We start from the raw sequence: 16,339 nt of genomic DNA, 5'->3' as shown, positions 1-16,339 counted from the left end.
TTTTCGATGCGCAAGGATCTACGCCAACCCGTTCCCGATACGCAGAGCCACACCGTGGAGAGCGTGCTGGCGATCGCCAAGCACCCCATCCATCCGATGCTGGTGACGTTCCCGATCGCGTTCCTGTCGATGGTCGTGGTCACCGACATCCTCTACCTCTGGCTGGGCGCGCCGTTCTGGGCCGAACTCTCGTTCTGGTTCAACGTCGGCGGCCTCGGTTTCGGCGTGCTGGCCGGCATCGTCGGCACGATCGACATGATGTCGATCCGTGTCGTGCGCCGGCACGTCTCGGCATGGAACCACTTCATCGTCGCGGTGATGGTGCTGGCGATGGCCGCGCTCGGCGTGTGGCTGCGACTGCCCGGTCACACGGAGGCGGTGTGGCCGTGGGGCCTGCTGTCGTCGGCGACGATGGCGCTGCTGGTGGGCGTCGCCGGTTGGCTCGGCGGCACGTTGAGCTTCCGGCATGGCGTGGGTGTGTATGGGGATGAGGAGACGGAAGCGGACAGTGGGCGGGATGCGGTGGAGAAGCCGCCGGCGGAATAGGGTTGAGGTTTCGCGTTCGCTTCTGCTGTTTGCTTCGCCCTTGATGTTCGCCCCTGCTTTTGACGTCCGTAACGCTCTGGCCGCATGTGCGCAGACCCATCGGGCGCCGCACATGGATGTGCGGCGTTTTTCGACCGAGCCAGGATGGCGAGTCGAAAAATCCCGGAACGAATGACTGGCCGGATTTGCTCCCTCGGGGCTGGCCCTTTTCTTTGGTTCCGTTTCTTTGACTCGCATCTTCGATGCTCGCCCCTTCGGGGCCGGCTTCGCCGTTCGCACTGCGTGCGTAGGGTCAGCAAAAGAAATGAACCCGCTCGCCGCAAGGCGAGTGGAAGCGTTTGATCTTGCTCGCGACCGCAGGCGGAGAAAGCGAACAACAACGTCAACCGCTTTCGTCCGCTGACGCGGCCGAGTTCATTTCTTTTGGTTGACGCCCACACGCGTAGCGCGAACGGCGCAGCCGGCCCCGCAGGGGCGAGCATCGAAGATGCGAGTCAAAGAAACGGAACCAAAGAAAAACGTCTCCCCGACACGTCCACAGCCCGCGGCGTCATGTGCTCTGGGATTTTCCGACTCGGCATCCTGCCTCGGTCGGAAAACGCCGCCCATCCATGGGCGGCGCCCTCTGGGTAAGCAGCTATTCGACGCGTCACGTTTCAGGGAAGTGCCAGAGCGATCAAGAGCAGAGCAAAGCGCTACGGCCTCGCGGCGTCATCCTCGAGCCCGGGCACCACATCCTCCACATCGACAGATCGCGATGGCGGCGCCGGCAGATCGCCGAGCGTCTGCGGCTTCGCGCCGGTCAATCCGGCGATCAACAGCAACAACACCAGCGGCACCCAGCCGATGACGCGGAAGAACGTCGGCCCATGCCGGCAGCGGTCGTGGCCCAGCTCGTAAAGCAGCAGCCCCATGTACAGATGCAACAGCACCGCCGCCGCGACCACGACGAGCTTGAGCACCAGCCACGCGCCGCTGGGATTCCAGGCGATCAGGATGCCGCCGAAGGTGATCGTCAGCAGCGCGGCCGGGGTCATGATCCGGAAGAACAGCGTGTTGGTGACCGGGTTCCAGTACGCGGGGTCGGAATCGATCTCGCGGCGGTGCCGGGCGACGAACAGGCGCGGCAGGAAGAACAGGCCGGTGAACCAGACCGTCATCGCCAGGATGTGCAGGACCTTGAGCCAGAAGTACACCGGCGCTCCACGAATCGTCGAAGCGCGCAGCCTACGCGCAGGCGCATCAAGTCCGTGTGGCGTCGCGTGCATCTCGACGCGGTGTCCGGCCCCCGGCTGCTAGGGTCGTGCGCATGTCGCGTGTCGCTTCCCTCGTCCCGGTCACGGCCGGTCTGGCGCTGCTGCTGGTCGCATCGACGGCCGGCGCGGCGATGCCGGACGGTCCACCGCCGCCGCTCGGCTATGCATGGACGCTGTCGCCGTGGTCGCTGCTGCCGCTGGCGGCGGCCGCGCTTCTGTACGCCGCAGGTGTCGTGCGCATGCGCCGTGCATCTTCGATGACAGGCGCCGCGAACGCATGGCACGGCCCGCTCGCCTTCGCGGCCGGCCTGCTCGCGCTGGGCTTCGCGCTGGTCTGGCCACTGGACACGTTCGCGGCCTATGCGCTGTCGGCACACGTCGCGCAGCACATGACGCTGCTCGCGTGGGCGCCGCCGCTGCTGCTGGTTGCACGGCCCGGTGCGGTCGCGGCCCACGCGTTGCCGAGGGCGGTCTCGTCATGGCTTGCACACGTGCTCGCACGGGTCGGCAGATTCGCGCATGCACAGCTCGGCGCCGCGACGCTCGTCCATGTCGGCACGATGTGGCTGTGGCATCTGCCCGCGGCGACCTCGGCCACGCTGGCCAGCGAAACCTTGCACCGCACGATGCTCGCCAGCGTGCTCCTCGCCGGTCTCTGGTTCTGGAGCGCGGTGCTGCATCGGTTACGCACGCGCGACGGCGGCGCGACCGGCGCACTCGTCGCGCTGGTCACCGCGATGATGCTGATGGGGTTCCTGGGCGCGCTGCTGACGTTCTCGCCGCGGCTGCTGTATCCGGCCTATACCGATCGCGCCCTGCTCGCCGGCCTCGATGCGCTGCGTGACCAGCAGCTCGCCGGGCTGCTGATGTGGGTGCCGAGCGGACTGCCGTATCTGGTCGTCGGCATGTGTCTCGTCATCGCATTGCTGCGCACCGTGCAACGCGACGCATCGGATCGCCCCGCCGCGTGAGCCGTTCCCGTGCAGACCATGCGGCCGCGCGATGCACCTCGTCGCGGGATCGCGCGACATGATTCGAGCAGTGAGCCGTTGCGTCGATTAACGATGCGTGGACCCGCGTCGCCGCACACTGACCCGCCGTCGACGAGACCGCCATGTCCTCCGAATGGATCCATCTCGCCGCCATCGCGTGGCCGCTGCTGGTTGCGTTGATCCTCGGCATCGTCGTGCACTGGAGCCTGCGTGCGCTCGCACGCGTCGCCAGTCGACGTGCCCACGAGCACATGCGTGCGCGGATCGCCCAGGTCGTCGCCGTGCCGGCCGCGGTCGCGCTGCCGCTGCTGTTCCTGTCGCTGGCACTCGATGCCACACCGATCGATCCGGACCTGCTCGGCCAGCTGCGCCACTGGATCGCGATCGGCGGCATGTTGTGCCTGACCTGGCTGGGCGCACGCGTCGTCGGCGCGATCGAGGCACGCATCCTGCTCGAGCATCCGGTCGACGTGGAAGACAATCTCGCCGCGCGGCGCATCCAGACCCAGGCGCGGGTGATCAGCCGTGTGATCCAGGCCGGCGTGGTGCTGGTCGGCGTGTCGCTGGCGCTGATGACGTTTCCGCAGGTGCGCCAGGTCGGCGCGGGCCTGCTGGCATCGGCCGGCATCATCGGCCTGATCGCCGGCGTCGCCGCGCAGCCGGTGTTCGGCAATCTGATCGCCGGTCTGCAGATCGCGCTGGCGCAGCCGATCCGGCTCGACGACGTGGTGATCGTCGAGGGCGAGTGGGGTCGCATCGAGGAGATCACGTCAACCTACGTGGTCGTGCGCATCTGGGACGAGCGCCGTCTCGTCGTGCCGCTGCAGTGGTTCATTTCCAATCCCTTCCAGAACTGGACGCGCACCAGCGCACAGCTGCTCGGCACGGTGTTCCTGTGGCTCGACCACCGCGCGCCGATTCCGGCGATCCGCGACCAACTGCAGCGCATCTGCGAGGCCGATCCGCGCTGGGACCGCCGCGTCTGCGTGACCCAGATCACCGAGACCGACAAACACACCATCGAGGTGCGGCTGCTGGTCAGCGCGCGCAATTCCGGTGAACTGTTCGACCTGCGCTGCGCCGTGCGCGAAGGCATGCTGGCCTTTCTCGATGCCCACCACCCGCAGGCCTTGCCGCGCGTGCGCAACGAGGTGACCGATGGCGATGCACGTCGCGCGGCGACGCATGCGGTCGCGCCGGTGGACCACGCCAGCACCCGCTCGCCCGGCGCCGAAGCCGCCACGGAGACGGCGCTCGACGCGCATCTCGACACGGGCTTGCCATCCCGACCGGCACAGTGAGCCTTCGCATTCACGACGGAGACCCGCGATGAAGACCCGCACCCTCGGCCTCGGCGGCCCCACCGTCTCCGCAATCGGACTCGGCTGCATGGGCATGAGCGCGTTCTACGGCGGCCGCGGCAGCGATGCCGACGCGATCGCCGTCATCAAGCACGCGCTGGACCAGGGCATCACCCTGCTCGACACCGCCGACATGTACGGCCCGCACACGAATGAAACGCTGGTGGGCCGCGCGATCGACGGCCGCCGCGACGACGTCTTCATCGCGACCAAGTTCGGCATCCAGCTCGATCCGTCCGATCCGCATGCGCGTGGCATCAACGGTCGGCCCGAGTACGTGCAGCAGGCCTGCGAGGCCAGCCTGAAGCGGCTCAACATCGAAACGATCGATCTGTACTACCAGCACCGCGTGGATCCTGAAGTGCCGATCGAGGACACCGTCGGCGCGATGGCGCGACTGGTCGAGCAGGGCAAGGTGCGGCACCTGGGTCTGTCCGAAGCCTCGGCCGACACGCTGCGGCGCGCGGCCAAGGTCCACACGATCGCCGCGCTACAGAGCGAGTACTCGCTGTGGTCGCGCGATCCCGAGACCAACGGCACGCTGACCGCCTGTCGCGAGCTCGGTATCGGCTTCGTGCCGTATTCGCCGCTGGGCCGCGGCTTCCTGACCGGCACGATCCGCAACGTCGAAGACTTCGACGAGGACGACTACCGCCGCCATTCGCCGCGCTTCCAGGGCGAGAACTTCGACCGCAATCTCGCGCTGGTCGAATCGGTGCAGGCGATCGCGCAGGACTACGGCGTCACCCCGGGCCAGCTCGCACTCGCGTGGGTGCTGTCGCAAGGCGAAGATCTGGTGCCGATCCCGGGCACCAAGCGCATCGGCTTCCTCGACGAGAACATCGCCGCGCTCGACATCCATCTGACCGAGGACGATCTGGCCCGCATCGATGCGATTTTTCCGCCGGATGCGGCATCGGGAACGCGCTATCCCGCAGCGGGCATGGGCGCGTTGAACCGCTGAGGCGGTGGTCGTGCGGGGCGCGCACCTCGGGGCGCGTCCGGTTTTACCCACAGAAACTCAGCGCGTGGCGGCCTTCGCCGTGCCCTCGGCGTAGCGCCGCGCCACGACTGCGCAGACGATCAGCTGGATCTGGTGATACAGGATCACCGGCAACACGATCGCACCGAGTCCGCCGCTGGCGAACATCACCTTGGCCATCGGCAGGCCGGTCGCGAGACTCTTCTTCGAACCGCAGAACACGATCGCGATCTCGTCGGCGCGGTCGAAGCCGAGCCGGCGGGCGATCCACATGATCAGCGGCATCGCGATGCCCAGCAACAGCGCGCAGACCATGGCGACAGCGACCAGTGTCCACACCGGCGTCTCGCGCCACAGGCCCTCGATCACCGACGCGCTGAAGGCGGTGTAGACCACCAGCAGGATCGTGCCCTGGTCGGTCCAGCGCAGCACCGCGCGGCGGCGTTCGACCCAGCCCCCGACGACCGGCCGCAGCAGATGTCCGGCGACGAAGGGCAGCAGCAGAAGCAGCATGATCTTGCCGACCGCAGTGAACGGATGCGCCATGGCACCTTCGGCGCTGCCGACCAGGAGCGCCATCAGCAGCGGCGTCAGCGCCACGCCGAGCAGGCTCGACAGCGACGCGCTGCACACCGCGGCCGGCACGTTGCCGCCGGCCATCGACGTGAACGCGATCGACGACTGCACCGTCGACGGCAACGCGCACAGGAACAGCACGCCGACGTAGAGCTCGGGCGTCAGCAGCCAGCCCGACAACGGTTTGCCCAGCAGTCCGACCAGCGGGAACAGCACGAACGTGCACGCGAGGATCGTCAGATGCAGGCGCCAGTGCAACGCACCGGCGAGGATCGCCGCGCGCGACAGGCGCGCGCCATGCAGGAAGAACAACGCGGCGATCGCGATGTTCGTCACCACGTCCATGACCGCCGCCGCACGGCCCTGCACCGGCAGCAGCGACGCCAGCGCGACGGTCGCCAGCAGCAACAGGGTGAACGGATCGATGCGCGAACGCAGGGACATGCGACAAACTCCGACGTCGGTTGCCACCGGCTGCGGCGCGCCGGGCCGGCTATGGTCGCAGTCGTCGCCACCCGCGGCCAGCGGCGGCGACGCAACGGCGCGTCCCGGGTTCACACGATGGCAGCGCGCGCGTGTTCATAGTGCGGCTCCCGCCGCCGCCCCACGCATGATGCTGACCCTCACCTTCGCCGCAGTCACCGCACTGCTGGCCGTCGCAACCCTGATGCCGACCATCCGCAGCGGCGCGTGGTGGATCCGCGGTTTTGATTTCCCGCGTCTGCAGCTGTTGCTGCTGTCGGCGCTGATCCTGGTGCTGCAGCTCGTGCTCCATCCGATCGACGACCCGTGGACGATCGCGGTCGTCATCGTCAATGCGGCCTGCATGCTGTGGCAGGCGTGGTGGATCATCCCATACACGGGCATGGCGCAGGTCGAGGTCGAGGACGCGCCGGCCGATGCGCCCGTGCGCATCCGGCTGATGGCCAGCAATGTGCTGACGACCAACCGCAACGCCGATCCGCTGATCGCGGTGGTGCGCGCGCAGACGCCCGACGTGCTGATCGCGGTCGAGACCGACGCCTGGTGGGAAGCGCAGCTGGAAGTATTGACCGACGCGCTGCCGCACGTGCTGCGCTGCCCGCTCGACAATCTCTACGGCATGCACGTGTACTCGCGCCTGCCGCTGCACGATGCGGAAATCCGCTATCTGGTCGAGGACGACATCCCGTCGATCCACGCGACGCTGGCGCTCGACGGCGGCCAGCGCATCACCCTGCATGCCCTGCACCCGCGCCCGCCGAGTCCGACCGAGTCCGACAGCTCGGTGGATCGCGATGCGGAACTGGTGATCGTCGGTCGCGCCGCGCACGACGCGACGCTGCCGGTGATCGTCGCCGGCGACCTCAACGACGTGGCGTGGTCACGCACCACGCGGCTGTTCCGCAAGCTCAGCGGCCTGCTCGATCCGCGCATCGGCCGCGGCATGTACAACACCTTCCACGCGAAGCTGCCGGGCCTGCGCTGGCCGCTGGACCATCTGTTCCACAGCAAGCACTTCACGCTGGTGCGCATGCAGCGGCTGCCGGACATCGGTTCGGACCACTTTCCGATCCTGGTCGAACTCGCGCTGTCCCCGGGCGAGAACGACGCCGACGCCGGCCTCGATGCCGACGCGGACGATCATGCCGATGCGAACGCTGCGGTGGCGCAGTCGGGCGCCACGGACGCGGCGCCGGATATCCAGCGCTGACGCATCGACGTGGGGCCGGCGCCCCGACCCGGCGAATGCGTCGCGTCAGCGCTCCAGACGTGCCCGCAGGTCGCGCAGGTCACGCCGGGCGATGTTCTTCAGCGTTTCCTGGCGCCAGGCCTCGGCCGCTTCCTCACCGGCCGTCGCCAGACGGCGTTCGTACTCGGGCTGCATCTGTTCGCGACGCAGTTCGCGAATGCGGCGGTATTCGGTCTTCAGCGCCGACATGCGGCGGATCGGGCGGTCGGTGGGGATCGGCTGCAGCCACGCGGCCCGCTGGTCGGTATCGAGCACCGCGCTCGGCGGCTCGACGCTCGCACTCGCATCCGGCCCCGTTGCGCAGGCCGGCGCCATGCACACGGCGGCCAGCGACAAGGCGCAGCCCCATGCGGTGTAGACGGTTCGGCTGTCCATCGCACCCTCCCATGCGGTGACGGACAGCGGCACCGTAACAGGGATTCCGCGAACGGCGTGTTCAAACCGCGCGTTCAGCCAGAAGTTCAGCCAGCGCCGGGGCGCACGTCCAGTCCGAGCGCGTGGCCGATGACGCGCATGCCCTCGTCGTCGTCGCGCGGCGCCATGACGCCGGCGACGCTGTCGTCGCCCGTATCCCAGGTCCACAGCGTGTAGCCGGCCACGCGCAGCTGGTCGTAGGCGGTGTCGAGCAGGGCGTGGGTGGAGGCGCTGCCCAGCGCGACGTCGTCGGTCGGATCTTCGACGCCCCAGTCGATCTCCACGCGGAAACGTTCGGCCAGCGTGTCGATCGCATCGATCAGGGTCGCGCGCTCGTCCTCGGGCACGCGGAAACTCGCGCGCCAGTCGGTGGCGGATTCGAGCGCGGCCTGCACGGCGTCCTGCACGTCGTCGGCGCCGAGCGCTTCGCGGAATGCCTGGAACTGCTGGGTGGCCGCGTCCTCGTCGCCGGGGTTGATGCGCAGCAGCCACTGCCATGCGATCGCTTCGAGATCGCCCTCGTGCGCATCGTCCTCGCCATCGTCCCGCTCGGGCGCGCCGAAGGCGAAGTTGTCGTCGGGATCGAACTCGTGTTCGTGCGCGGCCATGGCAGGACTCGGAAGATCGGGCGGCGTAGTGTGCCGCGGCAACCGGGCCGCGGCACACCGGAGCGCCATCGGACCGGGCCTGCGGCTCAGCTTCGCGCAGCGGTCTTCTTGACCGCGCGCTTTCCGGTCCTGGCGGTGCGCTGCGTCGCGGCCTTCTTGGCCGCGGTCGCCTGCTTCGCAGCTGGCTTCGGCGTCGCGGCCTTGCTGGCCGCCTTCTTCGTGGTCTTCTTCGCGGCCTTCTTCGCACCGCCGAGGGCATCGGCGTGCGACGGCGGCAGCTTCGAGGTCTTGTTGGGGCCGCGCAGATTGACGATGCGGTTCTCGCCCATCACTTCCTCGCGCTTGGTCACGCGCGCGACGGCGAAGGCGATGGCCTTGCCGATCAGCGAACCCGGGCCGTCCCAGTACTCGGCGGTGTGCGCCTGCACTTCGATCAGCGTCAGCTTCGGATCGTTGACGCCGCGCGGGAAGTAGGCCTTGAGCGCATCGTTCCAGAACGCCTCGATCTTCGCCGGGTCCTCGTTGACGTAGGCATCGCCGGTGATCGACACGTAGGTGTTGCGGCCCTTGGACGCGTAGGCCAGGTTGACCTTCGAATTGCGCGCGATCTCGGCGACCTTCGGGCTGTCGGAGGCGACGAAGAACCACACGCGCTCACCGTCGAACTGCGCCTTCTGCGTCGACAGCGGCCGGCTCACCAGATAGCCACCCGGGCCCACGGTGGTGAACATCGTGATGTCGATGTCCTCGATCAGTTTCGCGATCGTCTGCGCGTCCTTCGCGCCCTTGCTGCTTCGCGTTGCCATGTGTCGCACTCCCGTCAGGAATCAGCGCGCAGTGTCGGCAGCGCGGCGGGCGACGGACGTGAAGGCGACGCGTCGACGGGTCAGCAGGTCGAGGGCGCCTCTGGCTGGCGACGCCGTTCGACGCGACGCGCCCAGGCGTAGATCAGCAGACCCGCGGCTGCGGTGGCAGCGCCGACGTAACCCGTCGACGTCCAGCCCAGTCCGGCGCTGATCGCGATGCCGCCGAGCCACGGGCCGAGCGCGTTCGCGGTATTGAACGCGGCATGGTTGGACGCGGCGGCGAGCGTCTGCGCGTCGCCGGCGACATCCATCAGCCGCGTCTGCAGCACCGGGGCCAGCGCGCCCATCGTGCCGACCGCGACGATCGCCGGCAGGATCGACCACGGCGCGGCGGTCGCGAGCGGGAACAGCAGCAGCACCAGCAGCGACCAGCCCAGGATCACCGGCACCGCGCGGAACTGCAGGCGATCGACCAGCCAGCCGCCGGCGATGTTGCCGAGGATCGCGCCGACACCGAAGGCCGCCAGCGCCACCGGAATCCACGACTCCGCCACACGCGTCACGTTGATCAGCGTCGGCGCGAGGTAACTGAAGACGCAGAACATGCCGGCGAAGCCGATCGCGCCGATCAGCAGCGCATACCAGACCTGCGAGGTGTTGAACGCGCGCAGTTCGCGCATCGGCGTCTGCGCAGGCTCGTCGGGATCGGGCGCGAGGAAGCGCGCGACCAGCACCACGGTCAGCACCGACAGCACCGACACCAGCGCGAACGTCCAGCGCCAGCTCAGCTGCTGGCCGAGCCAGGTCGCCAGCGGATTGCCGACGAGGATCGCGATCGACAGTCCCAGTAGCACGCGACTGACCGCGGCGCCGCGTTGCGCGGGCGGACTGACCGACGCGGCCACGAGCATCGCCACGCCGAAGTACGCACCATGCGGCAGGCCGGCGACGAAGCGCGCGACCAGCATCGTCTCGTAGTTCGGCGCCAGCGCGCTGGCCAGATTGCCGAGTGCATAGAAGCCCATCAGCGCCAGCAGCAGGCGACGACGCGGCAGACGCGCGCCGAGGATCGCGAGCAGCGGTGCGCCGACGACGACGCCGATCGCATAGCTGCTGATCAGATGGCCGACCGCGGGCTCGTCGACGCCGAAGCCGCGCGTGAGGTTCGGCATCAGCCCCATCATCGCGAATTCGCTGGTGCCGATCGCGAAGCCGCCCATCGCCAGCGCGAACAGGATGAGGGTGCGTGTGCGGCGATCGGGAAGCGCCGGTGCGGGGGCCATGGCCGGTCTCCGGTACAGGACTGACCATTATTGTGCATCGCAACATCAGCGTCACCGGCACGCGTCGACCACAGCGTTGCAGTGGCACCGACGGTTCAGCGACGCAGGCCTGAACGCGACGCGATGACGGCGACTGGACGCTCTGCCTTGGACAGTCCACGTCCCCTGTCCGTTGCGAGTCCGCGCATGTCCATCACCGCGTTCGGCCTGAACTGCACTCTCAAATCCGGCGATGCGCCATCGTCGACGCAGAAGCTGCTCGACCAACTGCTCGAGGCGATCGCCGGCCATGGCGCCAAGACCGGCAGCGCGCGCGTCGCCGACTACGACGTCAAGCCGGGCGTGCGCGCCGACGAAGGCGATGGCGACCAGTGGCCCGAACTGCGCAAGCGGATCATGGACGCGGAGATCCTGGTCGTGGCGACGCCTATCTGGATGGGCCACCCCTCGAGCATCGCCCAGCGCGTGATGGAACGGCTCGACGCGGTGCTCGGCGAGATCGACGACGACGGCGTGTATCCGACGTTCGGCAAAGTCGCTGTCGCCGCGGTCGTCGGCAACGAGGACGGCGCCCATCACGTCTGCGCGCAGCTCTACCAGGGGCTGACCGATGTCGGCTTCACGATTCCCGGCGGCAGCCCGCCGTACTGGGTCGGCGAGGCGATGGGCGCGGTCGACTACAAGGATCTGAAGCAGACGCCGGACAAGGTCGCCGAGACCATCGCCACGATCGCCTCGAACGCGGTGCATCTCGCCCGGGTGCTGCAGGCCCAGCCCTACCCGAAGCTGAAGCGCGGCGACGGGTGATCCGCATCGGCTGCGCGGGCTGGTCGATCGCATCCCGCGACGCGGCGTTGTTCGGCGCCGGCGACAGCATGCTGGCCCGCTATGCCACGCGTTTCGATGCGGTGGAGATCAACTCGTCCTTCTACAGGCCGCATCGCGCCACGACCTACGCCCGCTGGGCCGACAGCGTGCCCGCCGGCTTCCGCTTCTCGATCAAGCTGCCGAAGACGGTCACCCACGACGCGCGGCTGGCCGGCTGCGGCGCCGCGCTCGATGCATTCTTCGCTGCGGCCAGTGGCCTCGGCGAGAAACTGGACTGCGTGCTGGTGCAGCTGCCGCCGAGCGTGGCCTTCGACGCCCGCACCGCGGCCACGTTCTTCGCGATGCTGGCGCGGCGCTGGCCCGGTCGCGTGGCCTGCGAGGCGCGACACGCCAGCTGGCTCGTGCCGCAGGCCGATGCGCTGCTGGCGCGGCACCATGTTGCGCGCGTGGCCGCCGATCCCGCCCGTCACGGGGATGACGCGCGGCCGGGCGGCAGCGCGCGCTTCGGTTACTGGCGCTGGCACGGCCAGCCGAAGATCTACTACAGCGACTACGACGCCAAAGCGCTCGACGCGATCGCGATCGCGGTGCGCGCCGGGCCAAACGATGCCTGGGTGGTGTTCGACAACACCGCCGCCGGACACGCGATTCCGAACGCCGCCGCACTGCAGACGCGCCTGCGCTGACCTCCTCATCACGTCACCACGACACCCTGTGGCAGGATGCGCCGTCCTCACACTGCCGCACCCTTCGTGACGTCCGACGCGCCCGCCACCCAGCCCGAATTTCTGCCCGGATCGAGCGTGATGGCGCAGCGCATCGCGGCGCACGACTGGTCGACGACGTCGATCGGTCCGATCAGCGGCTGGCCGCAATCGCTGCGCACCGCGATGGGCCTGATGCTCGAATCGCGCTTCGCGATGTGCCTGTGCTGGGGCCCGGAGCTGACGCTGTTCTACAACGACGCCTACGCGCCCCACCTGGGCGCCAAGGAAGTGCACGCGCTCGGCCAGCCCTTGCAGACGATCTGGTCCGACGTCTGGAACGACATCCGCCCGCTCGTCGACAGCGTGTTCGCCGGTGTGCCCACGCTGCACGAGGACATGCCGCTGACGATGCAGCGCAACGGCTTTCCCGAAGAGACCTTCTGGACCTTCTCGTACTCGCCGGTCCGCGACGAGCAGGACCAGGTCATCGGCCTGCTCAACATCACCACCGACGTCACCCGCAAGGTGCAGAACGAGCGTCGCCTGCGCGCCGATGTGGCCCAGCTGGGCCGCATGTTCCAGCAGGCACCGACCTTCATGGCGATGCTGACCGGCCCCGAGCATGTGTTCGCATATCTCAATCCCGCCTACCAGACGCTGATCGGTGATCGTGGGGATGTGCTCGGCAAGCGCGTCGTCGATGCGCTGCCCGATGCGGTCCGGCAGGGCTATCTGACCCTACTCGACGAGGTCTATCGCAGCGGCAAGGCGTTCTCGGCGGACGGTGCGCAGTACATCGTGCAGACCACGCCCGGTGGCGCCTCGGCCGAGCGTTACGTGGATTTCGTGTTCCAGCCGATCAACGACGGTCAGGACGTCGTCGGCATCTTCGTCCAGGGCGTCGACGTGACCGCCCGGCATCTGTCGGACCTCGCGCTGCAGGCGCGCGAGGCGGAGCTCCGCAGTCTCAACAGCAACCTCGAACGCCAGGTCATCGAACGCGCACGCGAACGCTCGCTGACGTGGCAGGTCACGCCCGATCTGCTCGCCGTTGTCGATCCCGACGGCATCATCGAAACCGTCAATCCGGCCTGGGAACAGCTGCTGGGCTGGCCGGTCGAATCGCTCGTGGGCCATCGCTGGATGGACCACGTCAGCCCCGACGATCACCTGGTGACGCAGTCCGTGCTCGACACCCTGCGTGCGGGCAAGCCGGTGCTGCGCTTCGAGAACCGCTGGCGCACGCGCGCCGGCGGCCTGCGCACGCTGTCGTGGGTGGCGACGCCCGAGGGCGGGCGCTACTACTGCAGCGCGCGCGACGTCACCGACATCAACGCAGCCGCCGACGCGCTCGCCCGTTCGCAGGCGCAGCTGCGCACGCTGTTCGAAACCAGCTACCAGTTGCAGGGCATGTGCACGCCCGAGGGCATCGTCACCGACGCCAACCGGCCTGTGCTCGACGCCATCGGCGCGGGTTTCGAGGATCTGGTCGGCGTGCCGCTGTGGGACACGCCGTGGTTCAGCGGAACGCCCGGCATGCCGGCCCGGATCCGCGCGATGTTCGAACGCGCCGCGGCCGGCGAGACCGTGCGCGACGAGATCCAGCTGGATCTGCCGGGCGGGCGGCGCAGCCACGATCTGTCGCTGCGACCGATCCGGGAAGACGGCCGCATCATCGCCGTAGTGCCCGAAGCGATCGACACGACCGATCGACGCACTGCCGAAGAAGCGCTGCGCCAGTCGCAGAAGCTCGAAGCGATCGGCCAGCTCACCGGCGGCGTGGCCCACGACTTCAACAATCTGCTCACCCCGATCGTCACCGCACTCGATCTCGCCTCCGATCCCGACGCAAAGACCGAACGCCGCGCGCGCATGCTCGGCGTCGCCCGCCAGTCCGCAGATCGCGCGGCCACGCTGGTGCAGCGCCTGCTGTCGTTCGCGCGCCGGCAGCCGCTGCAGACGCTGGATGTCGACGTCGCGACGCTGGTCTCGGGCATGGCCGAACTGGTCGACAGTTCCAGCAGCCCGCGCGTGCGCCTCGTGCTCGACATCGCTGACGATCTGTTGCCCGCGGTGGCCGATCCGAACCAGCTGGAAATGGCGATCCTCAATCTCAGCGTCAACGCCTGCGACGCAATGCCCGAAGGCGGCACGCTGACGCTCGGCGCGCGCAATGCCCGCGTGTCCGATGACGCGCGCATCGCGCCCGGCCGCTACGTCGTGGTGTCGGTTGCCGACACCGGCGTGGGCATGGACGAGCAGACGCGCCAGCGCGCGATCGAGCCGTTCTTCTCAACCAAAGGCATCGGCAAGGGCACCGGCCTGGGCCTGTCGATGGCGCACGGGCTCGCCTCGCAGCTCGGCGGCCGCCTGACGATCGACAGCACGCCCGGCGCCGGCACCACCATCCATCTCTGGCTGCCGGTGGGTTCGCACCCCGGCGCCACATCCGAAGACGAGGACACGACCGTGAGCATCACTGGGGACAACCGCGGCACCGCACTGGTGGTCGACGACGAGGATTCGGTGCGCATGTGCACCTCCGACGCGCTCGAGGACATGGGCTATCGCATCGTCGAGGCCAGCTCCGCCGAGGAGGCGCTGCGCGCGCTCGACGATGGCCTGACGCCCGCCGTGCTGGTCACCGACCATCTGATGCCGGGCATGACCGGCGCCGAACTCGCACGCACCGTACGTGCACGTCTGCCGGAGACCGCGATCGTGATCGTGTCCGGCTACACCAGCATGGCCGACTTCGATCCGGGCCTGACGATCCTCAGCAAGCCGTTCCGCCAGCACGAGCTCGCGGCGAGCGTGGAATCGGCGAACGCGGCGATCCAGAACGCGGCCTGATCGCCGCGGCGGCGGTCGTCCACGCGCCACGATGCCCTTCCCCGCGCTCCGGCTTCAGCCCTACGGCAACCGCCACGGCGGCAGCGGCGTGCGCGCGTGGGCGATCACCGGCGACACGCTGTCGGTCGAATTCGTGGACGGCGTGGTCTACGACTACCGCCGGCAGGACATCGGCCCGCGATTGTTCACGGCCGCCTGCGCCGCCGCGCGCGCCGGCCGCGGCCTGTCGAGCTGCATCAGCCGGCATCTGCGCGAGCGTTACGCCGCGCGCCATGCCGACCGCGCCGCATGGGCGACCCACCGTCGCCCCGCGCCTGCCTCGACGCACCGCAGACGCTAGACCGCCTGGCTTTCGATGATCCGGCCCAGCAGGGCGTTCAGCTGCGCGAGGTGACCGGAGCCGGCGACGGTGGTCTCGTCGGAGGTCATCGCCACGGTGAGATTCAGCGACGGCACGATGTAGAGCATCTGCCCACCGTGACCCCACGCGTAACGCACGTCGTGCCCGCCGACCCGGCGCGCGAACCAGCCGTAGCCATAGCCGTCGCCGGTGTAGACCGAATGCGTGCGCACGACCCACGACTGCGCGATCCAGCTCGCTGGCACCAGTTGCGCACCCGACGCCGCGCGGCCGTGGTTGCGGTAGAGCTCGCCGAACGCCAGTAGCGAACGCGGCGTCATCGCCATCTGGTTGCCGCCGAAATGCAGGCCCTGCGGATCGGTATCCCAGGACGCAATCGCGAAGCCGGCCTGCGGGCCCAGCCATTCGCGCGCGAGCGTGCGTACCGGCTTGCCGCCGACCTTGGCGAGCACCGCCGACAGCAGATGCGTGGAGCCGGTCGAATAGATCATGCCGCCGCCCGGCGTATCGACGAAGGGCTGCGCGAGTGCATCGCGCACCCAGTCGCGCTGCCCGACCCAGCGCCCGTAGCCGCGACCGGACGTGGACTGCAGCCCGGCCTGCATCGACAGCAGATGGCCGATGGTGACCCGGGCCAGGCGGGGATCGGGATCGGCCGGCAGACGATCGGCCAGCAGCGGCGCGACCGGCTGGTCCGCGCCGTCGAGCAGGCCGCGCTCGATCGCGATGCCGACCAGCGCCGACATCACCGTCTTCGAGGCCGACTTGATGTTCGCCGGCCGCGTGGTCGACGCGCCCCGGTAGCCACGCTCGGCAATCAGTGCGCCGTCGCGTGCGACCAGCACCGTGCGCAGCGGCATCATCGCACTCGCATCGTCGAGCACGGCGTCGAGCGCTGTGCCGCGTGCGGCCGCGAGCGTCTGCGCGGATGCGGGCTGAGCGCTCATGCCGCCGACCAGCAGCGAAGCGAGTAACAGGGCGAGGATGCGATGCATCGTTCGAGTATCGACGCGACGCTGCAACCCGCGATGAAA

General features: G+C 68.8%; 15 protein-coding genes and 1 pseudogene. 9 read left to right on the top strand and 7 right to left on the bottom strand.

Features of this window, described 5'->3' with window-relative positions; translation table 11 throughout:
• Positions 1 to 6: 6 nt before the first annotated feature.
• The gene (locus tag V3391_RS08515) at positions 7 to 546 is read left to right on the top strand and encodes a DUF2231 domain-containing protein (RefSeq protein WP_332078005.1); all 540 of its coding nucleotides are present in this window, start codon (positions 7 to 9) and stop codon (positions 544 to 546) included.
• A 695-nt stretch (positions 547 to 1,241) separates the two neighbouring features.
• Here the strand turns inward: V3391_RS08515 and V3391_RS08510 are convergent.
• Positions 1,242 to 1,742, bottom strand: a complete 501-nt coding sequence (locus V3391_RS08510; protein ID WP_332078004.1) for a CopD family protein — start codon at positions 1,740 to 1,742, stop codon at positions 1,242 to 1,244.
• Between the two features lie 113 nt (positions 1,743 to 1,855).
• Between V3391_RS08510 and V3391_RS08505 the strand changes: the two genes are divergently transcribed.
• The 3 genes from V3391_RS08505 (at position 1,856) to V3391_RS08495 (ending at position 5,119) form a co-directional block, all read left to right on the top strand.
• A complete protein-coding gene (locus tag V3391_RS08505; RefSeq protein WP_332078003.1) occupies positions 1,856 to 2,773 on the top strand; it encodes a cytochrome c oxidase assembly protein in 918 nt (305 codons plus the stop codon).
• 143 nt (positions 2,774 to 2,916) lie between these two features.
• The gene (locus V3391_RS08500; RefSeq protein WP_332078002.1) at positions 2,917 to 4,095 is read left to right on the top strand and encodes a mechanosensitive ion channel family protein; all 1,179 of its coding nucleotides are present in this window, start codon (positions 2,917 to 2,919) and stop codon (positions 4,093 to 4,095) included.
• Between the two features lie 28 nt (positions 4,096 to 4,123).
• Positions 4,124 to 5,119 carry an aldo/keto reductase gene (locus V3391_RS08495; protein WP_332078001.1) on the top strand — a complete coding sequence of 332 codons (996 nt, stop codon included), beginning with the start codon at positions 4,124 to 4,126 and terminating at the stop codon, positions 5,117 to 5,119.
• A 57-nt stretch (positions 5,120 to 5,176) separates the two neighbouring features.
• Here V3391_RS08495 and V3391_RS08490 read toward each other — a convergent pair whose 3' ends face one another.
• A complete protein-coding gene (locus tag V3391_RS08490) occupies positions 5,177 to 6,157 on the bottom strand; it encodes a bile acid:sodium symporter family protein (RefSeq protein ID WP_332078000.1) in 981 nt (326 codons plus the stop codon).
• A 166-nt stretch (positions 6,158 to 6,323) separates the two neighbouring features.
• Between V3391_RS08490 and V3391_RS08485 the strand changes: the two genes are divergently transcribed.
• Positions 6,324 to 7,406, top strand: coding sequence for an endonuclease/exonuclease/phosphatase family protein (locus tag V3391_RS08485; protein WP_332077999.1), 1,083 nt, complete (start codon positions 6,324 to 6,326; stop codon positions 7,404 to 7,406).
• A 45-nt stretch (positions 7,407 to 7,451) separates the two neighbouring features.
• Here V3391_RS08485 and V3391_RS08480 read toward each other — a convergent pair whose 3' ends face one another.
• The 4 genes and pseudogenes from V3391_RS08480 to V3391_RS08465 all read right to left on the bottom strand — a co-directional run bounded on the left by V3391_RS08480 (position 7,452) and on the right by V3391_RS08465 (position 10,556).
• Entirely contained in the window at positions 7,452 to 7,820 is a 369-nt protein-coding gene (locus V3391_RS08480; protein WP_332077997.1) for a hypothetical protein, read from the bottom strand.
• Between the two features lie 86 nt (positions 7,821 to 7,906).
• Positions 7,907 to 8,467 (bottom strand): DUF6630 family protein, encoded by a 561-nt coding sequence (locus V3391_RS08475; protein WP_332077996.1) that lies wholly within the window; start codon positions 8,465 to 8,467, stop codon positions 7,907 to 7,909.
• A 299-nt stretch (positions 8,468 to 8,766) separates the two neighbouring features.
• A pseudogene (locus tag V3391_RS08470) lies at positions 8,767 to 9,273 on the bottom strand (pyridoxamine 5'-phosphate oxidase family protein); the annotation flags it as partial.
• Positions 9,274 to 9,353: 80 nt separating this feature from the next.
• On the bottom strand, positions 9,354 to 10,556 hold the full coding sequence (locus V3391_RS08465) for an MFS transporter (protein ID WP_332077995.1): 1,203 nt from the start codon (positions 10,554 to 10,556) through the stop codon (positions 9,354 to 9,356).
• A 186-nt stretch (positions 10,557 to 10,742) separates the two neighbouring features.
• Between V3391_RS08465 and V3391_RS08460 the strand changes: the two genes are divergently transcribed.
• From V3391_RS08460 to V3391_RS08445, 4 genes are all read left to right on the top strand, one after another.
• Positions 10,743 to 11,363, top strand: coding sequence for a flavodoxin family protein (locus V3391_RS08460; protein WP_332077994.1), 621 nt, complete (start codon positions 10,743 to 10,745; stop codon positions 11,361 to 11,363).
• Entirely contained in the window at positions 11,363 to 12,070 is a 708-nt protein-coding gene (locus V3391_RS08455; RefSeq protein WP_332078714.1) for a DUF72 domain-containing protein, read from the top strand. The genes V3391_RS08460 and V3391_RS08455 overlap by 1 nt, the downstream gene beginning before the upstream one ends.
• A gap of 120 nt (positions 12,071 to 12,190) precedes the next feature.
• Positions 12,191 to 14,944 carry a PAS domain-containing protein gene (locus V3391_RS08450; RefSeq protein ID WP_332077993.1) on the top strand — a complete coding sequence of 918 codons (2,754 nt, stop codon included), beginning with the start codon at positions 12,191 to 12,193 and terminating at the stop codon, positions 14,942 to 14,944.
• A gap of 31 nt (positions 14,945 to 14,975) precedes the next feature.
• Complete coding sequence (locus tag V3391_RS08445) at positions 14,976 to 15,284, top strand: hypothetical protein (RefSeq protein WP_332077992.1); 309 nt, start codon at positions 14,976 to 14,978, stop codon at positions 15,282 to 15,284.
• Here V3391_RS08445 and V3391_RS08440 read toward each other — a convergent pair.
• Positions 15,281 to 16,300: a serine hydrolase domain-containing protein gene (locus tag V3391_RS08440; RefSeq protein WP_332077991.1), complete on the bottom strand. Its 1,020-nt coding sequence runs from the start codon at positions 16,298 to 16,300 to the stop codon at positions 15,281 to 15,283. The two genes, V3391_RS08445 and V3391_RS08440, sit on opposite strands and share 4 nt — an antisense overlap.
• Positions 16,301 to 16,339: the final 39 nt, after the last annotated feature.

The organism is Luteimonas flava (assembly GCF_036584485.1).
GTDB lineage: Bacteria > Pseudomonadota > Gammaproteobacteria > Xanthomonadales > Xanthomonadaceae > Luteimonas > Luteimonas flava.
Note: the sequence above shows the minus strand (reverse complement) of the source record. Positions and strands in the feature narration are given on the sequence as shown.